The organism is Telluria mixta, assembly GCF_029223865.1.
GTDB lineage: Bacteria > Pseudomonadota > Gammaproteobacteria > Burkholderiales > Burkholderiaceae_D > Telluria > Telluria mixta.
The window spans coordinates 4,797,718-4,812,916 of record NZ_CP119520.1; the positions used below are offsets into that span (position 1 = coordinate 4,797,718).

The 15,199-nt window shown below is 67.6% G+C and carries 17 protein-coding genes; 11 read left to right on the top strand and 6 right to left on the bottom strand.

Annotated features, from left to right (window positions below):
* Nucleotides 1-2: 2 nt before the first annotated feature.
* Genes P0M04_RS21385 through P0M04_RS21415 form a run of 7 tightly spaced genes read left to right on the top strand, consistent with a single transcriptional unit; the run spans nucleotide 3 to nucleotide 5,285 of the window.
* Nucleotides 3-1,184, top strand: coding sequence for a beta-ketoacyl-ACP synthase (locus P0M04_RS21385; RefSeq protein ID WP_259447108.1), 1,182 nt, complete (start codon nucleotides 3-5; stop codon nucleotides 1,182-1,184).
* Complete coding sequence (locus P0M04_RS21390) at nucleotides 1,181-1,639, top strand: hotdog family protein (protein WP_259447107.1); 459 nt, start codon at nucleotides 1,181-1,183, stop codon at nucleotides 1,637-1,639. Before P0M04_RS21385 ends, P0M04_RS21390 begins: the two co-directional genes overlap by 4 nt.
* Nucleotides 1,636-2,370: a 3-oxoacyl-ACP reductase FabG gene (gene fabG / locus P0M04_RS21395; RefSeq protein ID WP_259447106.1), complete on the top strand. Its 735-nt coding sequence runs from the start codon at nucleotides 1,636-1,638 to the stop codon at nucleotides 2,368-2,370. Before P0M04_RS21390 ends, fabG begins: the two co-directional genes overlap by 4 nt.
* Nucleotides 2,371-2,378: 8 nt before the next feature.
* Complete coding sequence (locus tag P0M04_RS21400; protein WP_371877200.1) at nucleotides 2,379-3,599, top strand: beta-ketoacyl-ACP synthase; 1,221 nt, start codon at nucleotides 2,379-2,381, stop codon at nucleotides 3,597-3,599.
* A gap of 30 nt (nucleotides 3,600-3,629) precedes the next feature.
* Nucleotides 3,630-4,217, top strand: a complete 588-nt coding sequence (locus P0M04_RS21405) for a hypothetical protein (protein WP_259447104.1) — start codon at nucleotides 3,630-3,632, stop codon at nucleotides 4,215-4,217.
* Nucleotides 4,218-4,230: 13 nt separating this feature from the next.
* Nucleotides 4,231-4,683: an excinuclease ATPase subunit gene (locus P0M04_RS21410; protein WP_307734308.1), complete on the top strand. Its 453-nt coding sequence runs from the start codon at nucleotides 4,231-4,233 to the stop codon at nucleotides 4,681-4,683.
* The gene (locus tag P0M04_RS21415) at nucleotides 4,680-5,285 is read left to right on the top strand and encodes a 4'-phosphopantetheinyl transferase family protein (protein WP_259447103.1); all 606 of its coding nucleotides are present in this window, start codon (nucleotides 4,680-4,682) and stop codon (nucleotides 5,283-5,285) included. The genes P0M04_RS21410 and P0M04_RS21415 overlap by 4 nt, the downstream gene beginning before the upstream one ends.
* Before the next feature lie 12 nt (nucleotides 5,286-5,297).
* Here the strand turns inward: P0M04_RS21415 and P0M04_RS21420 are convergent, their stop codons facing one another.
* The gene (locus P0M04_RS21420; protein WP_036228456.1) at nucleotides 5,298-5,858 is read right to left on the bottom strand and encodes a PAS and helix-turn-helix domain-containing protein; all 561 of its coding nucleotides are present in this window, start codon (nucleotides 5,856-5,858) and stop codon (nucleotides 5,298-5,300) included.
* Between the two features lie 128 nt (nucleotides 5,859-5,986).
* Between P0M04_RS21420 and P0M04_RS21425 the strand changes: the two genes are divergently transcribed.
* Complete coding sequence (locus P0M04_RS21425) at nucleotides 5,987-6,685, top strand: CoA transferase subunit A (RefSeq protein ID WP_259447102.1); 699 nt, start codon at nucleotides 5,987-5,989, stop codon at nucleotides 6,683-6,685.
* Nucleotides 6,686-6,702: 17 nt separating this feature from the next.
* Nucleotides 6,703-7,353 carry a 3-oxoacid CoA-transferase subunit B gene (locus tag P0M04_RS21430; RefSeq protein WP_259447101.1) on the top strand — a complete coding sequence of 217 codons (651 nt, stop codon included), beginning with the start codon at nucleotides 6,703-6,705 and terminating at the stop codon, nucleotides 7,351-7,353.
* 45 nt (nucleotides 7,354-7,398) lie between these two features.
* Here P0M04_RS21430 and P0M04_RS21435 read toward each other — a convergent pair whose 3' ends face one another.
* The 3 genes from P0M04_RS21435 to P0M04_RS21445 form a co-directional block, all read right to left on the bottom strand.
* Nucleotides 7,399-7,758 (bottom strand): energy transducer TonB, encoded by a 360-nt coding sequence (locus P0M04_RS21435; protein WP_259447100.1) that lies wholly within the window; start codon nucleotides 7,756-7,758, stop codon nucleotides 7,399-7,401.
* 155 nt (nucleotides 7,759-7,913) lie between these two features.
* Complete coding sequence (locus P0M04_RS21440; RefSeq protein WP_259447099.1) at nucleotides 7,914-9,332, bottom strand: M56 family metallopeptidase; 1,419 nt, start codon at nucleotides 9,330-9,332, stop codon at nucleotides 7,914-7,916.
* A complete protein-coding gene (locus tag P0M04_RS21445) occupies nucleotides 9,329-9,715 on the bottom strand; it encodes a BlaI/MecI/CopY family transcriptional regulator (RefSeq protein ID WP_259447098.1) in 387 nt (128 codons plus the stop codon). The genes P0M04_RS21440 and P0M04_RS21445 overlap by 4 nt, the downstream gene beginning before the upstream one ends.
* 148 nt (nucleotides 9,716-9,863) lie before the next feature.
* Here P0M04_RS21445 and P0M04_RS21450 point away from each other — a divergent pair, with 148 nt between their 5' ends.
* A complete protein-coding gene (locus P0M04_RS21450) occupies nucleotides 9,864-10,616 on the top strand; it encodes an SIMPL domain-containing protein (RefSeq protein ID WP_259447097.1) in 753 nt (250 codons plus the stop codon).
* A gap of 70 nt (nucleotides 10,617-10,686) precedes the next feature.
* Entirely contained in the window at nucleotides 10,687-12,471 is a 1,785-nt protein-coding gene (locus P0M04_RS21455) for an ABCB family ABC transporter ATP-binding protein/permease (protein WP_259447096.1), read from the top strand.
* Between the two features lie 25 nt (nucleotides 12,472-12,496).
* Here the strand turns inward: P0M04_RS21455 and P0M04_RS21460 are convergent, their stop codons facing one another.
* Both P0M04_RS21460 and P0M04_RS21465 read right to left on the bottom strand, forming a co-directional pair.
* Complete coding sequence (locus tag P0M04_RS21460) at nucleotides 12,497-13,798, bottom strand: dicarboxylate/amino acid:cation symporter (protein ID WP_259447095.1); 1,302 nt, start codon at nucleotides 13,796-13,798, stop codon at nucleotides 12,497-12,499.
* A gap of 120 nt (nucleotides 13,799-13,918) precedes the next feature.
* Nucleotides 13,919-15,196 (bottom strand): metal-dependent hydrolase family protein, encoded by a 1,278-nt coding sequence (locus P0M04_RS21465; protein ID WP_259447094.1) that lies wholly within the window; start codon nucleotides 15,194-15,196, stop codon nucleotides 13,919-13,921.
* Between the last annotated feature and the right edge of the window lie 3 nt (nucleotides 15,197-15,199).

Genomic DNA, 15,199 nt, shown 5'->3' on the forward strand with positions numbered 1-15,199 from the left:
CCATGCTGTACCTGAACGATTGCGCGCTGTTGTGCGCACTGGGCGACGAGCGCGGCACGATCGCGCGGCGCCTGCTCGACGATGCGGAGGGCGGCCTCGCGGTCTCCGATGCCTGCTCGCCCGGCCGGCCGCTGCCGCTGGGCCGCGTGGACGCTGCGCTGCCCGCCGTGGATCACCTGCCGATGGTGCTGCGCAGCCGGAACAACCAGCTCGCGCTGGCCGCACTGGCGCAAATCCGGCCGGCCGTCGACGCGGCTATCGCCCGCTATGGCGCGGACCGCGTCGGCGTCGTCGTCGGCACCAGCACGTCGGGCGTGGCCGCCACCGAGGCAGCGCTGGCGGCGCGGGCACGCACGGGCGCGCTGCCGGACGGTTTTCACTACGGCCAGCAGGAGATGGGATCGCCGGCCGCGCTGCTGGCGCGCGAGCTGGACGTCGGCGGACCGGCCTACGTTCATTCGAGCGCCTGCTCGTCGAGCGCCAAGGCGCTGGCCAGCGCGGCGCGCCTGATCCGCATGGGCTTGTGCGACGCGGTCGTCACGGGCGGCGTCGACACGCTGTGCGGGTTCACGGTCGCCGGCTTTTCCGCCCTCGAATCCGTCAGTGCCGCACGCTGCAATCCGCTGTCCGCCGCGCGCAACGGCATCAACCTGGGCGAGGGCGCGGCGCTGTTCCTCATGTCGCGCGAGCCGGCCGCCGTGGCGCTGTGCGGCTGGGGCGAATCGTCCGACGGCCACCACATGTCGGCACCGGATCCGGCCGGCGCCGGCGCACGCCTGGCGATGCGCGAGGCGCTGCGCCGCGCGGGCATCGAACCGGGCGACGTCGACTACATCAACCTGCACGGCACCGCGACCGTCCAGAACGATGCGATGGAATCGCACGCCGTGGCCGACCTGTTCGGCACCGGCGTCGCCGTCAGTTCGACCAAGCCCTTTACCGGCCACACGCTGGGTGCGGCGGGCGCCGTCGAGGCGGCGTTCTGCTGGCTGGCGATGCAGGACGATAATCCGGCGGGCAAGCTGCCGCCGCACCTGTGGGACGGCGCGCAGGATCCGGCGCTGCCCGCGCTGAACGTCGTGCGTCCCGGTACGCGCCTGGGTCGGCCGCTGCGCTGGGCGCTCAGCAATTCGTTCGCGTTCGGCGGTTCCAACGCGACCCTCGTGTTCGGGAGGACGGATTGAGCCTGCCCGACATCCGCACGCTCGTGCCGCACAGCGGCGCCATGTCGCTGCTCGGGCGCCTGCTCGCGGCCGATGACGAGACCCTGTGCGCCGAGGTGGCGATCGGCCCCGGCACGCTGTTCCTGGACGGCGGCGCCGTGGGCGCGTGGGTCGGCGTCGAATACATGGCGCAGGCCGTGGCCGCGCATGCGGGCCATGGCGCGCGCCTGCGCGGCGAGCCGGTGCGCGTGGGCTTTTTGCTCGGCACCCGGCGTTATGCGTGCACCGTCCCGGCGTTCCCGGCCGGGAGCGTGCTGCACGTGCACGTGCAGCGCGTGATACAGGGCGAGAACGGCCTGGGCGCCTACGATTGCCGCATCGTCGACGCCGCCGGCGGCGCCGAATGGGCGAGCGCCACGATCACCGTCTTCCAGCCCGACAATGTAGAAGAGTTTTTGCAACGGAGTTCCGAATGAGTAGTATCGACAAGAGTGTGCTGGTGACCGGCTCGTCGCGCGGCATCGGCAGGGCGATCGCGCTGCGCCTGGCGCGCGACGGCTACCGCGTGGTGGTGCATTGCCGCAGCCGCCGCGCGGAGGCCGATGCAGTGGCGGCCGAGATCGAAGCCGCCGGCGGCAGCGTGCGCGTGCTGCAGTTCGACATCGCCGAGCGCGATGCCACGGCCGCCGCGCTGCTGGCCGACATCGAGGCGCACGGCTGCTACTACGGCGTGGTCTGCAACGCCGGCGTCGCGCGCGACACGGCCTTTCCCGCCATGACCGGCGAAGAGTGGGACCAGGTGCTGGGCACGAACCTGGACGGTTTCTTCAACGTCCTGAACCCGGTCGTGATGCCGATGGTCCAGCGCCGCAAGCCGGGCCGCATCGTGACGATGGCGTCCGTGTCGGGCCTGATCGGCAACCGCGGCCAGGTCAACTACAGCGCGGCCAAGGCGGGCATCATCGGCGCCACCAAGGCGCTCGCGCTGGAACTGGCCAAGCGGGCCATCACCGTCAACTGCGTGGCGCCGGGCCTGATCGAGACCGACATGATCGGCGAGGTGCCGCTGGACGAGGCGCTGAAGCTGATCCCCGCGCGCCGCGTGGGCCGGCCGGAGGAGGTGGCGGCCGCGGTCAGCTACCTGATGTCGGACGATGCCGGCTATGTCACGCGCCAGGTCATTTCCGTCAACGGAGGCCTGGCATGACGAGGGAAATGAAACGCGTCGTCGTCACCGGCATGGCCGGCATCAGCCCGCTGGGCAACGACTGGGAGTCGATCCGCGCCCGCCTCGTCGAGGGGCGCAACGCCATCGTGCGGATGGCGGCGTGGGACGATTACGAAGGCCTGAACACGCGCCTCGGCGCCCCCGCCGCGCCGTTCGAGCTGTCCGAGCGCTACCACCGCAAGGCGATCCGCAGCATGGGCCGCGTCGCGCTGATGGCCACGCGCGCCAGCGAACTCGCCCTGGCCAACGCCGGTCTGCTCGACCATCCGCTGCTCACCAGCGGCAGGATGGGCATCTCGTTCGGCTCGTCGGCCGGCACGCCCAGCGCCATCGGCGACTTCGGCCGCATGATGGAAGAGCGCACGACGAAGGGCATCAACGCGACCACCTACATCAAGATGATGGCGCACACGGCCCCCGTCAACATCGGCGTGTTCTTCGGCGTGACGGGCCGCGTGTTCACGACGTCGTCCGCGTGCACGTCGGGCAGCCAGGGCATCGGCTATGCCTACGAGGCGATCAAGACGGGCAAGCAGACCGCGATGATCGCCGGCGGCGCCGAGGAGTTGTGCGCGACGGAGGCCGCGGTGTTCGACACGCTGTTCGCGACGAGCGTGCGCAACGACGCCGCGCACACGACGCCTCGCCCGTTCGACCGCGCCCGCGACGGCCTCGTGATCGGCGAGGGCGCCGGCTGCCTGATCCTGGAAGAGCGCGAGCATGCGCTGGCGCGCGGCGCCACGGTGTACGCGGAAATCGTCGGTTTCGGCACCAACAGCGACGGCTGCCACGTCACCCAGCCCAACGCCGCGACGATGCGCATCGCGATGGAGCTCGCACTGGAGGATGCGGACCTGGCACCGGCGGCCATCGGCTACGTCAACGCCCACGGCACGGGCACGCAGCACGGGGACGTGGCGGAGACGGCGGCGACGAACGCCGTGTTCGGCGCGCGCATGCCGATCAGCTCCCTGAAGAGCTACATGGGGCACACGCTGGGCGCCTGCGGGGCGCTCGAAGCCTTGATCAGCATCCGGATGATGCGCGAAGGCTGGTTCGCGCCGACCATCAACCTCGACGAGATCGACCCGGAATGCGGGGAGCTCGACTATATTCGCGGCGACGGGCGGCGCCTCGACTGCGAATACGTCATGTCGAACAATTTTGCGTTCGGCGGCATCAACACGTCGCTGATCTTCAAGCGGTAGTTCCACCACAACCTAGAAACGGAGAGAACAATGAATAACAAGCACCGGACCGTCCTGCTGGCATCGGCAATCGCCAGCGTCGCACTGCTGCAGGGCTGCGCTACGAGCATCAAGGCGTCGTCGACGGCGAACCCGCCGCCCGCGAAACCGTTCTCGGCCTACAGCCGCATCGAGGTCAAGCCCGTCGTGTTCAAGGACGGCTACAAGGGCGATGTCGCCGGCCTGGCGAAGATCGACGAAAACTTCAAGAAAGACCTGGCGCCGCGCCTGGCGCAGTGGAACAGCCGCGCGGCCGACGGCAATACGCTCGTGGTCGAGCCGGTGGTGGAAGAAATGTCGTTCAAGCATGGCGCCAAGCGCGTGCTGCTGGGGCCCCTGGCCGGCAGCTCGGGCGTGCTGATGCGCGTGACCTTCCGCGACAACACGGGCAAGGTCATCGCGACGCCGGAATTCTTCCAGCGGACGGCGGCCTTCAGCGGCGGCTATTCGTTCGGCGTCAACGACAACATGATGCTGACCCGGGTGGCGAACCTGGCCAGCGGCTACATCGTCGCCAACTACGACAAGGCCGTCGGCGGCCCGACGGGTGCCGACGACCAGGCCGTCAAAGCCAACTGACCGGGAGAACACTGTGACCATCAAGACCATGAAAACGGTACTGGCCTGCGCACTGCTGGCGCTGGGCGTGACGACGGCGGCGCAGGCGCGCGACACCAAGCTCCTGCTGCCGTTGTCCGCGGCGATGAGCGCGAACGACGCGCAGACGCGCCTGGGCGACTCGGTGAAATTCTATTTCGGCAATCAACCGACGCCGAAGGTGCTGGAGCGTCTCGGTTCCGACAAGACGAGCCAGAAGACCAATTCGTTCGGCAAATCGCCAGAAAAGGCATGCAACTGGGCTTTCTTGTCCGCCATGCTCCGTCTGCAACAGCGCGCCCGCGAGCTGGGCGCCGACGCCGTGATCAATATCGTCAGCAATTACAAGAACGAGGAAATGTCCAGCGACACCCAGTTCGAATGCCATGACGGGGCCGTCATGTCGGGCGTGGCGCTGAAGGGCGAGTTCGTCAAGCTGGCGAAATGACGGACCGGGCGGCGATCGTCCGCCTGCTCGACGCCCGTACCCTGGACGACGGGGTGCTGGCGCAATGCACCGCGTTGCTGGACGAGTCGGAGCGCCTACGCCTGGCCCGCTTCGTCCGGCGCGAGCGCCGCAACCAGTTCATCGCGGGCAGGGTGCTGGCGCGGCGGACGCTCGGTGCCGTGCTGGGCGTGGCACCGGAGACGGTGCGCCTGGTCGAGCGTCCGGGCGCCGCGCCGGCGTTGGCCGTGCCCGAGGCCGGCGCGGCCGGGTTCAGCATTTCCCACAGCGGTGCATGGATCGCGTGCGCGGCCAGCGCGACGGGCCGGGTCGGGCTGGATGTCGAGGTCGTCGATCCGGCGCGCGACATCGACGCACTCGCCGCCCAGGCATTCGATGCGTCCCAGCAAGCATGGCTGGCCGCGCGCCCCGCGGCATCGCGACTCGGCGATTTCTATCGCGCCTGGAGCACGCTGGAGGCGCGTTTCAAGCTGGGCACGGCGGCCGCGGCGACGTTCGACCTGTCCCGTCCCGGATTATCGATTGTCGTATGTTGCGAGTATGAACTGGCGGCGCCGCCGGTCGTGGAGTCCGATGCCTTGTGATGCGCCGATCGCTCAGCGCGACATGCCGACCAGCTTGTGCACGAGTTCCGACGACGTCGACGCCGAGAACTTGCGCATGAGCTTGGCGCGGTGCATCTCCACCGTGCGCGGCGACAGATCCGTCTCGCGCGCGATCACCTTGCTCGTCTTGCCTTCGACGAGCAGCGCCGCGATCTCGCGTTCGCGCGGGGTCAGCTCGGCCGTGACGGGGCGCTTCTCGCTGACGTCCTCGAACGTCCAGACGCCGGCGCCCAGCGGCTCGGCCGGATCGAGCGCGCGGCCTGTCACGTGGCACCAGAACAATTCCCCATTTCCTCGCCGCATGATGCGCTCGTCCGAGTAGCGGCCCTTCGCGTTCATGATCGGGATGATGCGGTCGCCCGTGCGCAGGAACTCGTCCATGGTCGGATAGAGTACCGAGAACGACTGGCCGTCCAGCTGCGTCCGCTGGTAGCCGAACATCGCGGCCAGTGCGTGGTTGCAGGACTGGATCACGCGGTTCACCGAAATGCACATTCCGACGGGCGCGTGCTGGAAAATCATCTCGTAATCGATGGCGTATGATGCGTTCATTTGATGGTAGTCGACTGTCCCCGCAGGAGGCCCTTGCCGGTATTTCTACGGTATTGTGCTTCGGAGGGCGCTATTTTATTCTGCAATTCTACTCTGCTGTATAGAACCTCATTATTAAAGGGACGGGTATGAACAAAGTGTATCCTGATGCGCGCTCCGCGCTGGAAGGGGTCGTCGCGGACGGCCAGACGATCGCCGTGGGCGGCTTCGGCCTGTGCGGTATCCCCGAGGCGCTGATCCTGGCGCTGCGCGATTCCGGCGTCAAGAACCTGACGGCCATCTCGAACAACGCCGGCGTCGACGACTTCGGCCTGGGCCAGCTGCTCACCACGCGCCAGATCAGGAAGATGATCTCGTCCTACGTGGGCGAGAACAAGGAATTCGCGCGCCAGTACCTGGCCGGCGAACTGGAACTGGAATTCACGCCGCAGGGCACGCTGGCCGAGAAGCTGCGCGCCGGCGGCGCCGGCATCCCCGCCTTCTTCACCAAGACCGGCTACGGCACCATCGTCGCGGAAGGCAAGGAGACCCGCGAATTCGACGGCGAGATGTATGTGATGGAACGCTCGCTCGTCCCGGACGTCTCGCTCGTCAAGGCCTGGAAGGCCGACCGCGCCGGCAACCTCGTGTTCCGCAAGACGGCACGCAACTTCAACCCGAACGTGGCCACCGCAGGCAAGGTCTGCATCGTGGAAGTCGAGCAACTGGTCGAGATCGGCGAGATCGACCCGGACCAGGTGCATACCCCGAGTATCTTCGTGCACCGCATCGTTCACAACCCGACGCCGGAAAAGCGCATCGAACAGCGCACCGTGCGTCAAGCATAAGACCAGGGGAGACAGACATGGCATGGACTCGTGATGAAATGGCCGCGCGCGCGGCCAAGGAACTGCAGGACGGTTTTTACGTGAACCTGGGCATTGGCCTGCCCACGCTGGTGGCCAACTACGTCCCGAACGATATCGAAGTGTTCCTGCAGTCGGAAAACGGCTTGCTGGGCATCGGCCCGTTCCCGACCGACGCTGAAGTGGACGCCGACCTGATCAACGCCGGCAAGCAGACCGTCACCGCGCTGCCGGGCGCCGCCTACTTCAGCTCGGCCGACTCGTTCGGCATGATCCGCGGCGGCAAGATCAACCTGGCGATCCTCGGCGCGATGCAGGTGTCGGAAAAGGGCGACCTGGCGAACTGGATGATCCCCGGCAAAATGGTCAAGGGCATGGGCGGTGCGATGGACCTCGTGGCCGGCGTCAAGCGCGTCGTCGTCGTGATGGAACACGTGGCGACCGCGAAGGATGGCTCGACGAGCCACAAGATCCTCAAGAAGTGCGACCTGCCGCTGACGGGCGTCGGCGTCGTCGACCGCATCATCACCGACCTCGGCGTCATCGACGTCACCGACACGGGCCTCAAGCTCGTCGAGCTGGCGCCGGGTGTCACCAAGGACGAGGTCGTGGCCGCCACGTCGGCCGAACTGGACGTATCCAGCATCTGATGTCCTTCCGGGCGGCGCCGTGGTGCCGCCCGTCATTCCCTTTGCCTAGCGCAGCGTCCACACGTACTGGACCTTGGCCCATTCCCGTACAGCCTTGCCGTTCTTGAGCGCTGGCCGGAAGCTGCACTGCGCCAGCGCCGAGCGCGCAGCCTCGTCCAGGGTCGTAAACCCGCTCGACGCCATCACTTTCGAATCCTTCACCTTGCCGTTCTCGTCGACGAGAAAGCCGAGTTTGACCGTGCCTTCATGAGCGGCCTGCACGTCCGCGTGCGGGTATTGCGGCTTGGCGCAGCTGGCGAAGTCGAGCATGGGGGGGCGGGTCGTTTGGGGCGCTGCGTGGGCGGACGCCGCGCAGGCGAGGGCGAGGGACAGGCATTGCAGGGTCGTGCGGATGATGCGGGACATGGTGCTCTCCTTGTGGTGGGAACTGATGACCTTCAGTTCGTCAGGTGCACAAGGGCGCACTGCGCCCTTGTGCCGGCGCCGCGCGCCGTCTTGCGCGAATGCTTTATTGATGAATGAGGCGTGACCGCCCGGCCGCGCAGCGCAGCGGCGTCACGTCACGCGAGGGTCCAGACATACTGGACCGGTTGCCAGGTCGACACGGGCTGGCCGTTGCGCAGTGCCGGTGCGAAGCGGCAGCGGTGCAGTGCGCCGCGGGCCGCCTCGTCCATGCTGGCGTAGCCGCTGGAACGAAGGATGGTCGATTCCGTGACGAAGCCGGAAGCGTCCACGCGGAAGTTCAACGTGACCGTGCCCTCGTGGCTGGCCGCAATGTCGGCCTGCGGGTATTGCGGTTTCGTGCAGCTCGAGAAATCCGCGACCGCGGGCCGCGTCAGGCCGGCCGTCCTGGCGGCCACCGGGGCGTCGCGGGTCGCCAGCGCATGGGCGCTCGCCGCGCACGCCAGCACGAGGCCCAGCACGGGGATCGCGGCGCGCCAGTCCAGCGCCTGCGGATCGGGGCGGACGAGGCGCCGGATGCGCGCCATCAGGTCCCCGCCCGCCGCGGCCTGGGCCAGGTGGTGACCGGAGAATTGCAGGCGCTCGAGCTCCGACAGCGCCTGTGCCAGGCGGCGCGGTTCGCCCAGCTGGCGTGCGGCGAAATCGTCGGCGATCTGCTCGCGTTCATGGCGGATGCGGCGCGAGATCCACCACACGGCCGGGTGATAGAACAGCAGGGCCTCGATCACGTTCTGCACGAGGTTGACGAGGTAGTCGTGGCGCCGGACGTGGCCCAGTTCGTGCGCCAGCAGCGCTTCCAGCAGTTGCGGCGGCATGCCCGTCACGAGGGCGGCCGGCACGAGCACGACGGGCCGCCAGAAGCCGGCCGTGACGGGGCTCGCCAGGCTGTCGACGATGCGCAGGCGCACCTGGCGGTCGATGCCGCAGCGGGCGGCGAGCCGGGCCAGCTTCGTCTGCCAGACGCGTTCCTCGTCGCTGCCCGCATGGGGCGACGCGGCGCGGCCGACCGTCGCCCGTCCGACCCACGCCAATCCCAGCGCCATGCGCAGCCCGAGCGCCGCGGCGCAGGCCGCCCACGCGCCGACGATCCAGTCGAGATGCTGCTGCAGCCAGGCGAGCAGGCCCACGGCGTCGCGCAACACGGCCGCCGGTGCCGATGCCAGCGGCAGTGCGCGCGCAGCCGCCACGTTGCGGTCGCCCAGCAGCATCGTCACGAAGTCGGCCGCGGGCCACACGACGCACAGCAGCAGCGCGAAGCACGCCGCCGCATAGCGGCGTTCCGGCCGGGCATTGCGCAGCGCCACCAGCAGTACGGCCGTCGCGCAGCCGATCAGCGCGCCTTGCCACACGAAGTGCAGCAGCGCCCATCCGAGGCTGGGCACGAACCCGTTCGCCAGCGCGGACAGCAGCCTGGTCAGCACATCAGTCACGTACGAGGGCAGGTGCGAGGGCAGCGGCGCGAGCGGACTCGTCGGCAGCAATGCCGACAACAGCCCGGTGACGAGCCCGGCGCTCATTGTTTGTCTCCATCTTTCAGCAGTTGTTCGATCTCCTCGCGTTCCTTTTTCGAGATGCCGCTCTTGAGCGCGGCCAGCACCAGCGCCTTGGCCGACCCGGCGAAGGCGCGCTGCATCAGGTCCTTCAACAGATTCGTCTGCAGCGATTCCTGCGCCTGGGCCGGTGCGTACACGTGAGACCGTTCGCTCTCGTCGCGGATCAGCAAACCTTTGCCGTGCATGATCTGCATCAGGCGGAGCACGGTCGCATACGTCACTTCCGGGCGCTCCTTGACGATCTCCTCGTGGACCTGGCGCGCCGTGGCCGAGCCGAGCGGCCACAGCACCTGCAACAAGTCGAGTTCGGCGGGCGTCGGCTTGGGAAGAGCGGGCGATTTGGCCATGGCGGTCTCTTGGAACGTGGTCGATAAATCTAGACTAACTCGTCTAGATAGAGTTGTCTACAAGTTTATTTTGGACGGGGCGGCTTGTGCCGGCGTGCGGGCCGGGTCTAACATAGACATTATTGTCTATATAAAACCAGGAGTGTCCATGCTGAAAACCCGTCTGCGCACCGCCGCCCTCGTTCTCCTGCTGGCTTCAAGCGGCGCAGGCGCGTCGTCCGTCCCGGCGTATCCGTTCGTGCACGTCACCGGCAGTTCTTTCCAGGCCGTCGTGCCCGACCTCGCCAGCCTCGACTTCGAGATCGTCGCGCCCGATGCCGATCCGGCCGCGGCCCGCGCCGTCCTCGAGGCGCGCGTGGGCGAGGTACGTGACCTGGCGCGGCAGCTGGACATAGCGTCCGACGACGTCACCGTGCGCGAGGTGCGCCAGGGCATCCGCAAGGAGGAAAACGCCGCGAACGGCGCGCCGGTGTACGAGCTGCGCTGCGACGTCCACATCAACGTGCGCAATGTCGCCAACTGGGCCGCGCTGGCCGGCGGCCTGCTCGGCAAACCGAACCTCGACGGCTTCGCGTCCGCCTTCGACCGGTCCGACATGGACACCATCCACGACGAACTCGTGACGCAGGCGATCCAGGACGCGCGCCGCCAGGCCGAGGTGATGGCGGCCGCGGGCGGACGGCGCGTCGGCGGCCTCATGGGCGCCACGCCGGACACGCTGAAGAACCTCAGCACGGCGATGGGCCTGGAGCGCGGCGAATTCCGGCGCGACGGCGGCGCGGACCGGGCGCGCGCCCAGGACGTCGACCGCGAGCAATTGCTGGCGGTACCGGCGCTGAAGTTGCGCCAACCCGTCGACGTGATCTTCCGCCTGGAAAACCTGCCGCGGCGCGCCCGCTGACGGCATGAATACTTGAGGCAGCACAGGCGCCGGCGGGGAGCCTTGCAGCGCCGGGACGGTCAAACCCGGCATGACCGCCGACACCGCCGCCGCCGACCGTGCCGCCCGCCGCCGCTTCATGGCCGAGCTGTGGGGCGTGATGCGCGCCAACCGTGGGCGCGTGGCCGTGTCCATCGTCCTGCTGCTGGCCGCGAAGGTGGCCACGGTGGCCGTGCCGCTGCTGCTCAAGCGCATCATCGACGCGTTTTCGCAGGCAACGCTGCCGGCGCTGCTGCCCTGGTATCTGCTGGCGGGCTATGCGCTGCTGCGCTTCGCGAGCACGCTGTTCAACGAATGGCGCGACCTGCTGTTCGCGCGCGTGACGCTCAGCACGGTCTCGGCCTATGCGCGCAGGACGTTCGCCCACCTGCATGCGCTGGGGCCGCGCTTCCACGCGCGCCGCCAGGTCGGCAGCCTGCTGCCGGACATCGACCGCGGCACCAGCGGCATCGCCTACCTGCTGGGTGTGGGGCTGTTCACGATCGTGCCGACGCTCGTCGAGATCGGCCTCGTGCTCTCCGTCATGCTGCGCCGCTATCCGGCCGGCTACGCCGCCATCATCGTCGCGACCTTCCTCCTGTACTCGGGATTCACGCTCGTGTTCACGGCGCGGCGCGTGATCTACCAGCGGCGCGTGAACAAGCTCGATTCGCGCGCGAAGGGCCAGCTGGCGGACAGCCTGCTGAACTACGACACGGTCAAGTACTTCACGAACGAGGGTTACGAGGCGGCGAAATTCGCGGCCACGATGGACCGGTGGCGGGATGCGGGCGTGGGCAACCAGCGCGCGCTGTTCCTGCTGCACGTGGGGCAGAGCGGCGTGATCGCGCTGGGTGTCGCTGCCATCATGATGCTGGCCGGACAGGACGTGATGGCGGGCCGGATGCGCGTGGGCGACCTCGTGCTGATCAATGCGTACGCGTTGCAGGTCTGCCTGCCGCTGAACGCCCTCGGCTTCGTCTACCGCGAATCGCGCGACGCGTGGGTCAACGCGGAACGCCTGTTCGCCCTGCTGGGCGAGCAGCCCGAGATGCCGGAGGTGCCGGGCCAGCCGGCACTCGTGCCCGGCGCGGGCGAGGTCGTGTTCGAGCACGTGGGCTTCGACTACGAACCGGGCCGGACCGCGCTGGACGACGTCAGCCTGCGCATTCCGCCCGGCACCACGCTGGCCGTCGTCGGGCGCAGCGGCTCGGGCAAGTCGACGCTGGCGCGGCTGCTGTTGCGTTTCTACGACCCCGACCGGGGGCGCATCCTCATCGACGGCCAGGACATCCGCCACTGCAGCCCCGTCAGCGTGCGCCGGGCGATCGGCGTCGTGCCGCAGGATGCCGCCCTGTTCAACGACACGGTGGCCAGCAACATCGGCTACGCGCGTGAGGGCGCGGGGCGCGACGAGATCGTGGCGGCGGCAAGGGCGGCACAATTGCACGACGCGATCGCCGCGCTGCCGGACGGCTACGACAGTCCGGTCGGCGAGCGGGGCGTGAATTTTTCCGGCGGCGAGCGCCAGCGCATCGGCATCGCGCGCGCGATCCTCAAGCAGCCCATAATCCTCGTGTTCGACGAGGCGACGTCCGCGCTGGATGCCGTGTCCGAGCATGCCATCGTCAAGGAACTGGAGCGCCTGTCGGAACGGCGCACGACACTCGTCATCGCGCACCGGCTGTCGACCATCGTGCATGCGCACGCGATCATCGTGATGGACCGGGGCCGCATCGTGGAGCAGGGCACGCACGAGGAACTGCTGCGGAGAAATGGCGTGTATGCGCGGCTGTGGCTGTTGCAAAAAAAAACGCCGGGCGAACCCGGCGTCTGAACGAGGAATCGTTCTCTATCCTGGCTTAGGCGGCTTCGCGAACCGGGTGCAGGTCGCCGGTTGCGTCGTCCGGGCTCGGATTCTTCAGTTCGGCGGTCAGGCGCTCTTTGTCCAGCTCGCCTTCCCATTTCGACACGACGACCGTGGCGACACCATTGCCGATGATGTTGGTCAACGCGCGGCATTCGCTCATGAACTTGTCGATACCGAGGATCAGGGTCATGCCGGCCACCGGAATGGTCGGGACGACGGCCAGCGTGGCGGCCAGGGTGATGAAGCCGGCGCCGGTGATGCCCGAGGCACCTTTCGAGGTCAGCATCGCCACCAGCAGGATCGTCAGCTCTTGCGTCAGGGTCAGGTCGGTGTTCGTGGCCTGGGCGACGAACAGGGCAGCCATCGTCATGTAGATGTTGGTGCCGTCCAGGTTGAACGAGTAGCCGGTCGGCACGACGAGGCCGACGACCGATTTCGGGCAACCCATTTTTTCCAGCTTGCGCATGATGGCCGGCAGGGCGCTTTCCGACGAGCTCGTGCCCAGGACGATCAGCAGCTCTTCCTTGATGTAGGCGAGGAAGCGGAAGATCGAGAAGCCGGTCAGGCGGGCAATGGTGCCCAGGACGATGACGACGAACAGGAAGCAGGTCAGGTAGAACGAACCGACGAGCGAGGCCAGCGGGATCAGCGACTTGACGCCGTATTTGCCGATGGTAAAGGCCATGGCGCCAAACGCACCGATCGGAGCGGCTTTCATGATGATGTTCACGACGCCGAAGATGGCGTGCGACATGTCGTCGATGAAGCGGGTCAGCGGACGGCCGCGTTCACCCAGCATCGACAGCGAGAAGCCGAACAGGATCGCGATCAGCAGGACCTGCAGGATTTCCCCTTTGGCGAACGCATCCACGAACGTGTTCGGGATGATGTTCATGAGGAAGTCGGTCGTGGTCAGCGCCTTGGTCTTCTCGGTGTACTGGGCGATCGAGTGCGTGTCCAGCGTGGCCGGGTTGACGTTGAAGCCTGCACCCGGCTTGACCAGGTTGGCGACGAGCAGGCCGATGGCCAGCGCGAAGGTCGAGACGACCTCGAAGTAGAGCAGGGCCTTGCCGCCGACGCGGCCGACCTTTTTCATGTCCTGCATGCCGGCGATACCGGCGACGACGGTACAGAAAATCACCGGGGCGATGATCATCTTGATCAGTTTGACGAAGCCGTCTCCCAAAGGCTTCATCGCGGTTGCGATGCCCGGATCGTAGATGCCCAGCAGGACGCCTACGATAATCGCAAACAATACCTGGACATAAAGGACTTTATAGAATGGTTTTTTCATGGCTAGGCTTCATGCGCTATTAGTAACACCGTCATCATCACGCAAAATATCTGCATCGGCTATTGTGGAAAACCGCAACGCCGTGGCCGATATCACCACCTGGGATCCATGAATATCCGTTCACTGATTTCGGTAGACGGTCCCACCCTTCATGACGAACGCCACCTTGCGCAGCGCAGCAATATCAGCGGTCGGATCGCCGTCGACCGCGACCACGTCCGCCAGCATGCCGTTGCGGATCGCGCCCAGGTCCTTGCGATCGAGGATGCTCGCGGCGACGACCGTCGCGGCCCGCAGCGCTTCCGTCGGGCTCATGCCCAGGCGTACCATCCACTCCAGTTCGCGCTCGTTCGTGCCGTGTGCAAACACGCCGACGTCGCTGCCGTTGCCGATAATCACGCCCAACTTGCGGGCGAGGCGGAACGCGCGCTCGGCCTGCTGCATCGCGGGGGTGGGTGCACCGCCGCGGACGTGGCGCTGGAAGTATTCGCCGATGGCTTCCGGCGCGGTCAGGGTCGGCACATAGGCCGTCTTGTGTTCCAGCATCAGCTTGAAGGTCGCTTCGCTGGCGCCGTAGCCGTGTTCGATCGTGTCGACACCGGCCAGCACGGCCAGGCGGATCGCGTCGTCGCTGCTCGCGTGCGCGGCGACCTTGCGGCCGCCGGTATGGGCTGCGGACACAATCGCTTTCATCTCCTCGAGCGTGAACGTGGGGCGCGTGCCGCCGTCCGGCCCCGTGCGGTAGTCGGCATAGAACTTGATCCAGTCGGCGCCGTGGGCGGCCTGCTCGCGCACGGCCTTCGTCGCCTCGTCGACGCCCGTCGCCTGCTGGGCGCCGTACGGAATGTCCATGTCCGGACGGTAGGTGCGTTCGGCCGGGCCGTAGCTCGCGGTGGCGACGATGGCGCGCGTGGCGACGAGCAGGCGAGGGCCCGGCACTTGTCCTTCCTCGATGGCGCGCTTGATGCCGACGTCGGCATAGTCCGCGCCTTCCGTGCCGAGGTCGCGCAACGTGGTGAAGCCGGCCTGCAGCGTGTCGGCCGCGTGGCGCACGGCCAGCGCGACGCGGTAGGCCGGCGCTTCCTTGATCACCTGGTCGTCCCACGTCGTTTCGTTGTAAGGGTGCAGCAGGACGTGCGAGTGCAGGTCGATGAGGCCGGGGATCAGGGTCTTGCCGGGCAGCGCGATGCGGTCGACGTCGGTGGGGACGGGCAACGTCGAGGCCGGGCCGACGCCCTCGATGCGGCCCTGTGCCACGAGCACGCTCCAGCCCGCGTGCGGGGCGCCGTCGCCGGTCCAGACCTTATCGGGTGTGAGCAGCACGGGGCGCTGGTCGGCGGCGCCGGCTGTACCGGCAATCAACGTGAAAGCGGCAACAGCGAGTGCCCGGATGCGCATCGG

Coding starts and splice junctions, on each gene's coding strand:
- P0M04_RS21385 (WP_259447108.1), top strand. CDS start 3: ATGCTGTACCTGAACGATTGCGCGCTGTTGTGCGCACTGGGCGACGAG.
- fabG (WP_259447106.1), top strand. CDS start 1,636: ATGAGTAGTATCGACAAGAGTGTGCTGGTGACCGGCTCGTCGCGCGGC.
- P0M04_RS21400 (WP_371877200.1), top strand. CDS start 2,379: ATGAAACGCGTCGTCGTCACCGGCATGGCCGGCATCAGCCCGCTGGGC.
- P0M04_RS21405 (WP_259447104.1), top strand. CDS start 3,630: ATGAATAACAAGCACCGGACCGTCCTGCTGGCATCGGCAATCGCCAGC.
- P0M04_RS21415 (WP_259447103.1), top strand. CDS start 4,680: ATGACGGACCGGGCGGCGATCGTCCGCCTGCTCGACGCCCGTACCCTG.
- P0M04_RS21420 (WP_036228456.1), bottom strand. CDS start 5,858: ATGAACGCATCATACGCCATCGATTACGAGATGATTTTCCAGCACGCG.
- P0M04_RS21425 (WP_259447102.1), top strand. CDS start 5,987: ATGAACAAAGTGTATCCTGATGCGCGCTCCGCGCTGGAAGGGGTCGTC.
- P0M04_RS21430 (WP_259447101.1), top strand. CDS start 6,703: ATGGCATGGACTCGTGATGAAATGGCCGCGCGCGCGGCCAAGGAACTG.
- P0M04_RS21435 (WP_259447100.1), bottom strand. CDS start 7,758: ATGTCCCGCATCATCCGCACGACCCTGCAATGCCTGTCCCTCGCCCTC.
- P0M04_RS21440 (WP_259447099.1), bottom strand. CDS start 9,332: ATGAGCGCCGGGCTCGTCACCGGGCTGTTGTCGGCATTGCTGCCGACG.
- P0M04_RS21445 (WP_259447098.1), bottom strand. CDS start 9,715: ATGGCCAAATCGCCCGCTCTTCCCAAGCCGACGCCCGCCGAACTCGAC.
- P0M04_RS21450 (WP_259447097.1), top strand. CDS start 9,864: ATGCTGAAAACCCGTCTGCGCACCGCCGCCCTCGTTCTCCTGCTGGCT.
- P0M04_RS21455 (WP_259447096.1), top strand. CDS start 10,687: ATGACCGCCGACACCGCCGCCGCCGACCGTGCCGCCCGCCGCCGCTTC.
- P0M04_RS21460 (WP_259447095.1), bottom strand. CDS start 13,798: ATGAAAAAACCATTCTATAAAGTCCTTTATGTCCAGGTATTGTTTGCG.
- P0M04_RS21465 (WP_259447094.1), bottom strand. CDS start 15,196: ATGCGCATCCGGGCACTCGCTGTTGCCGCTTTCACGTTGATTGCCGGT.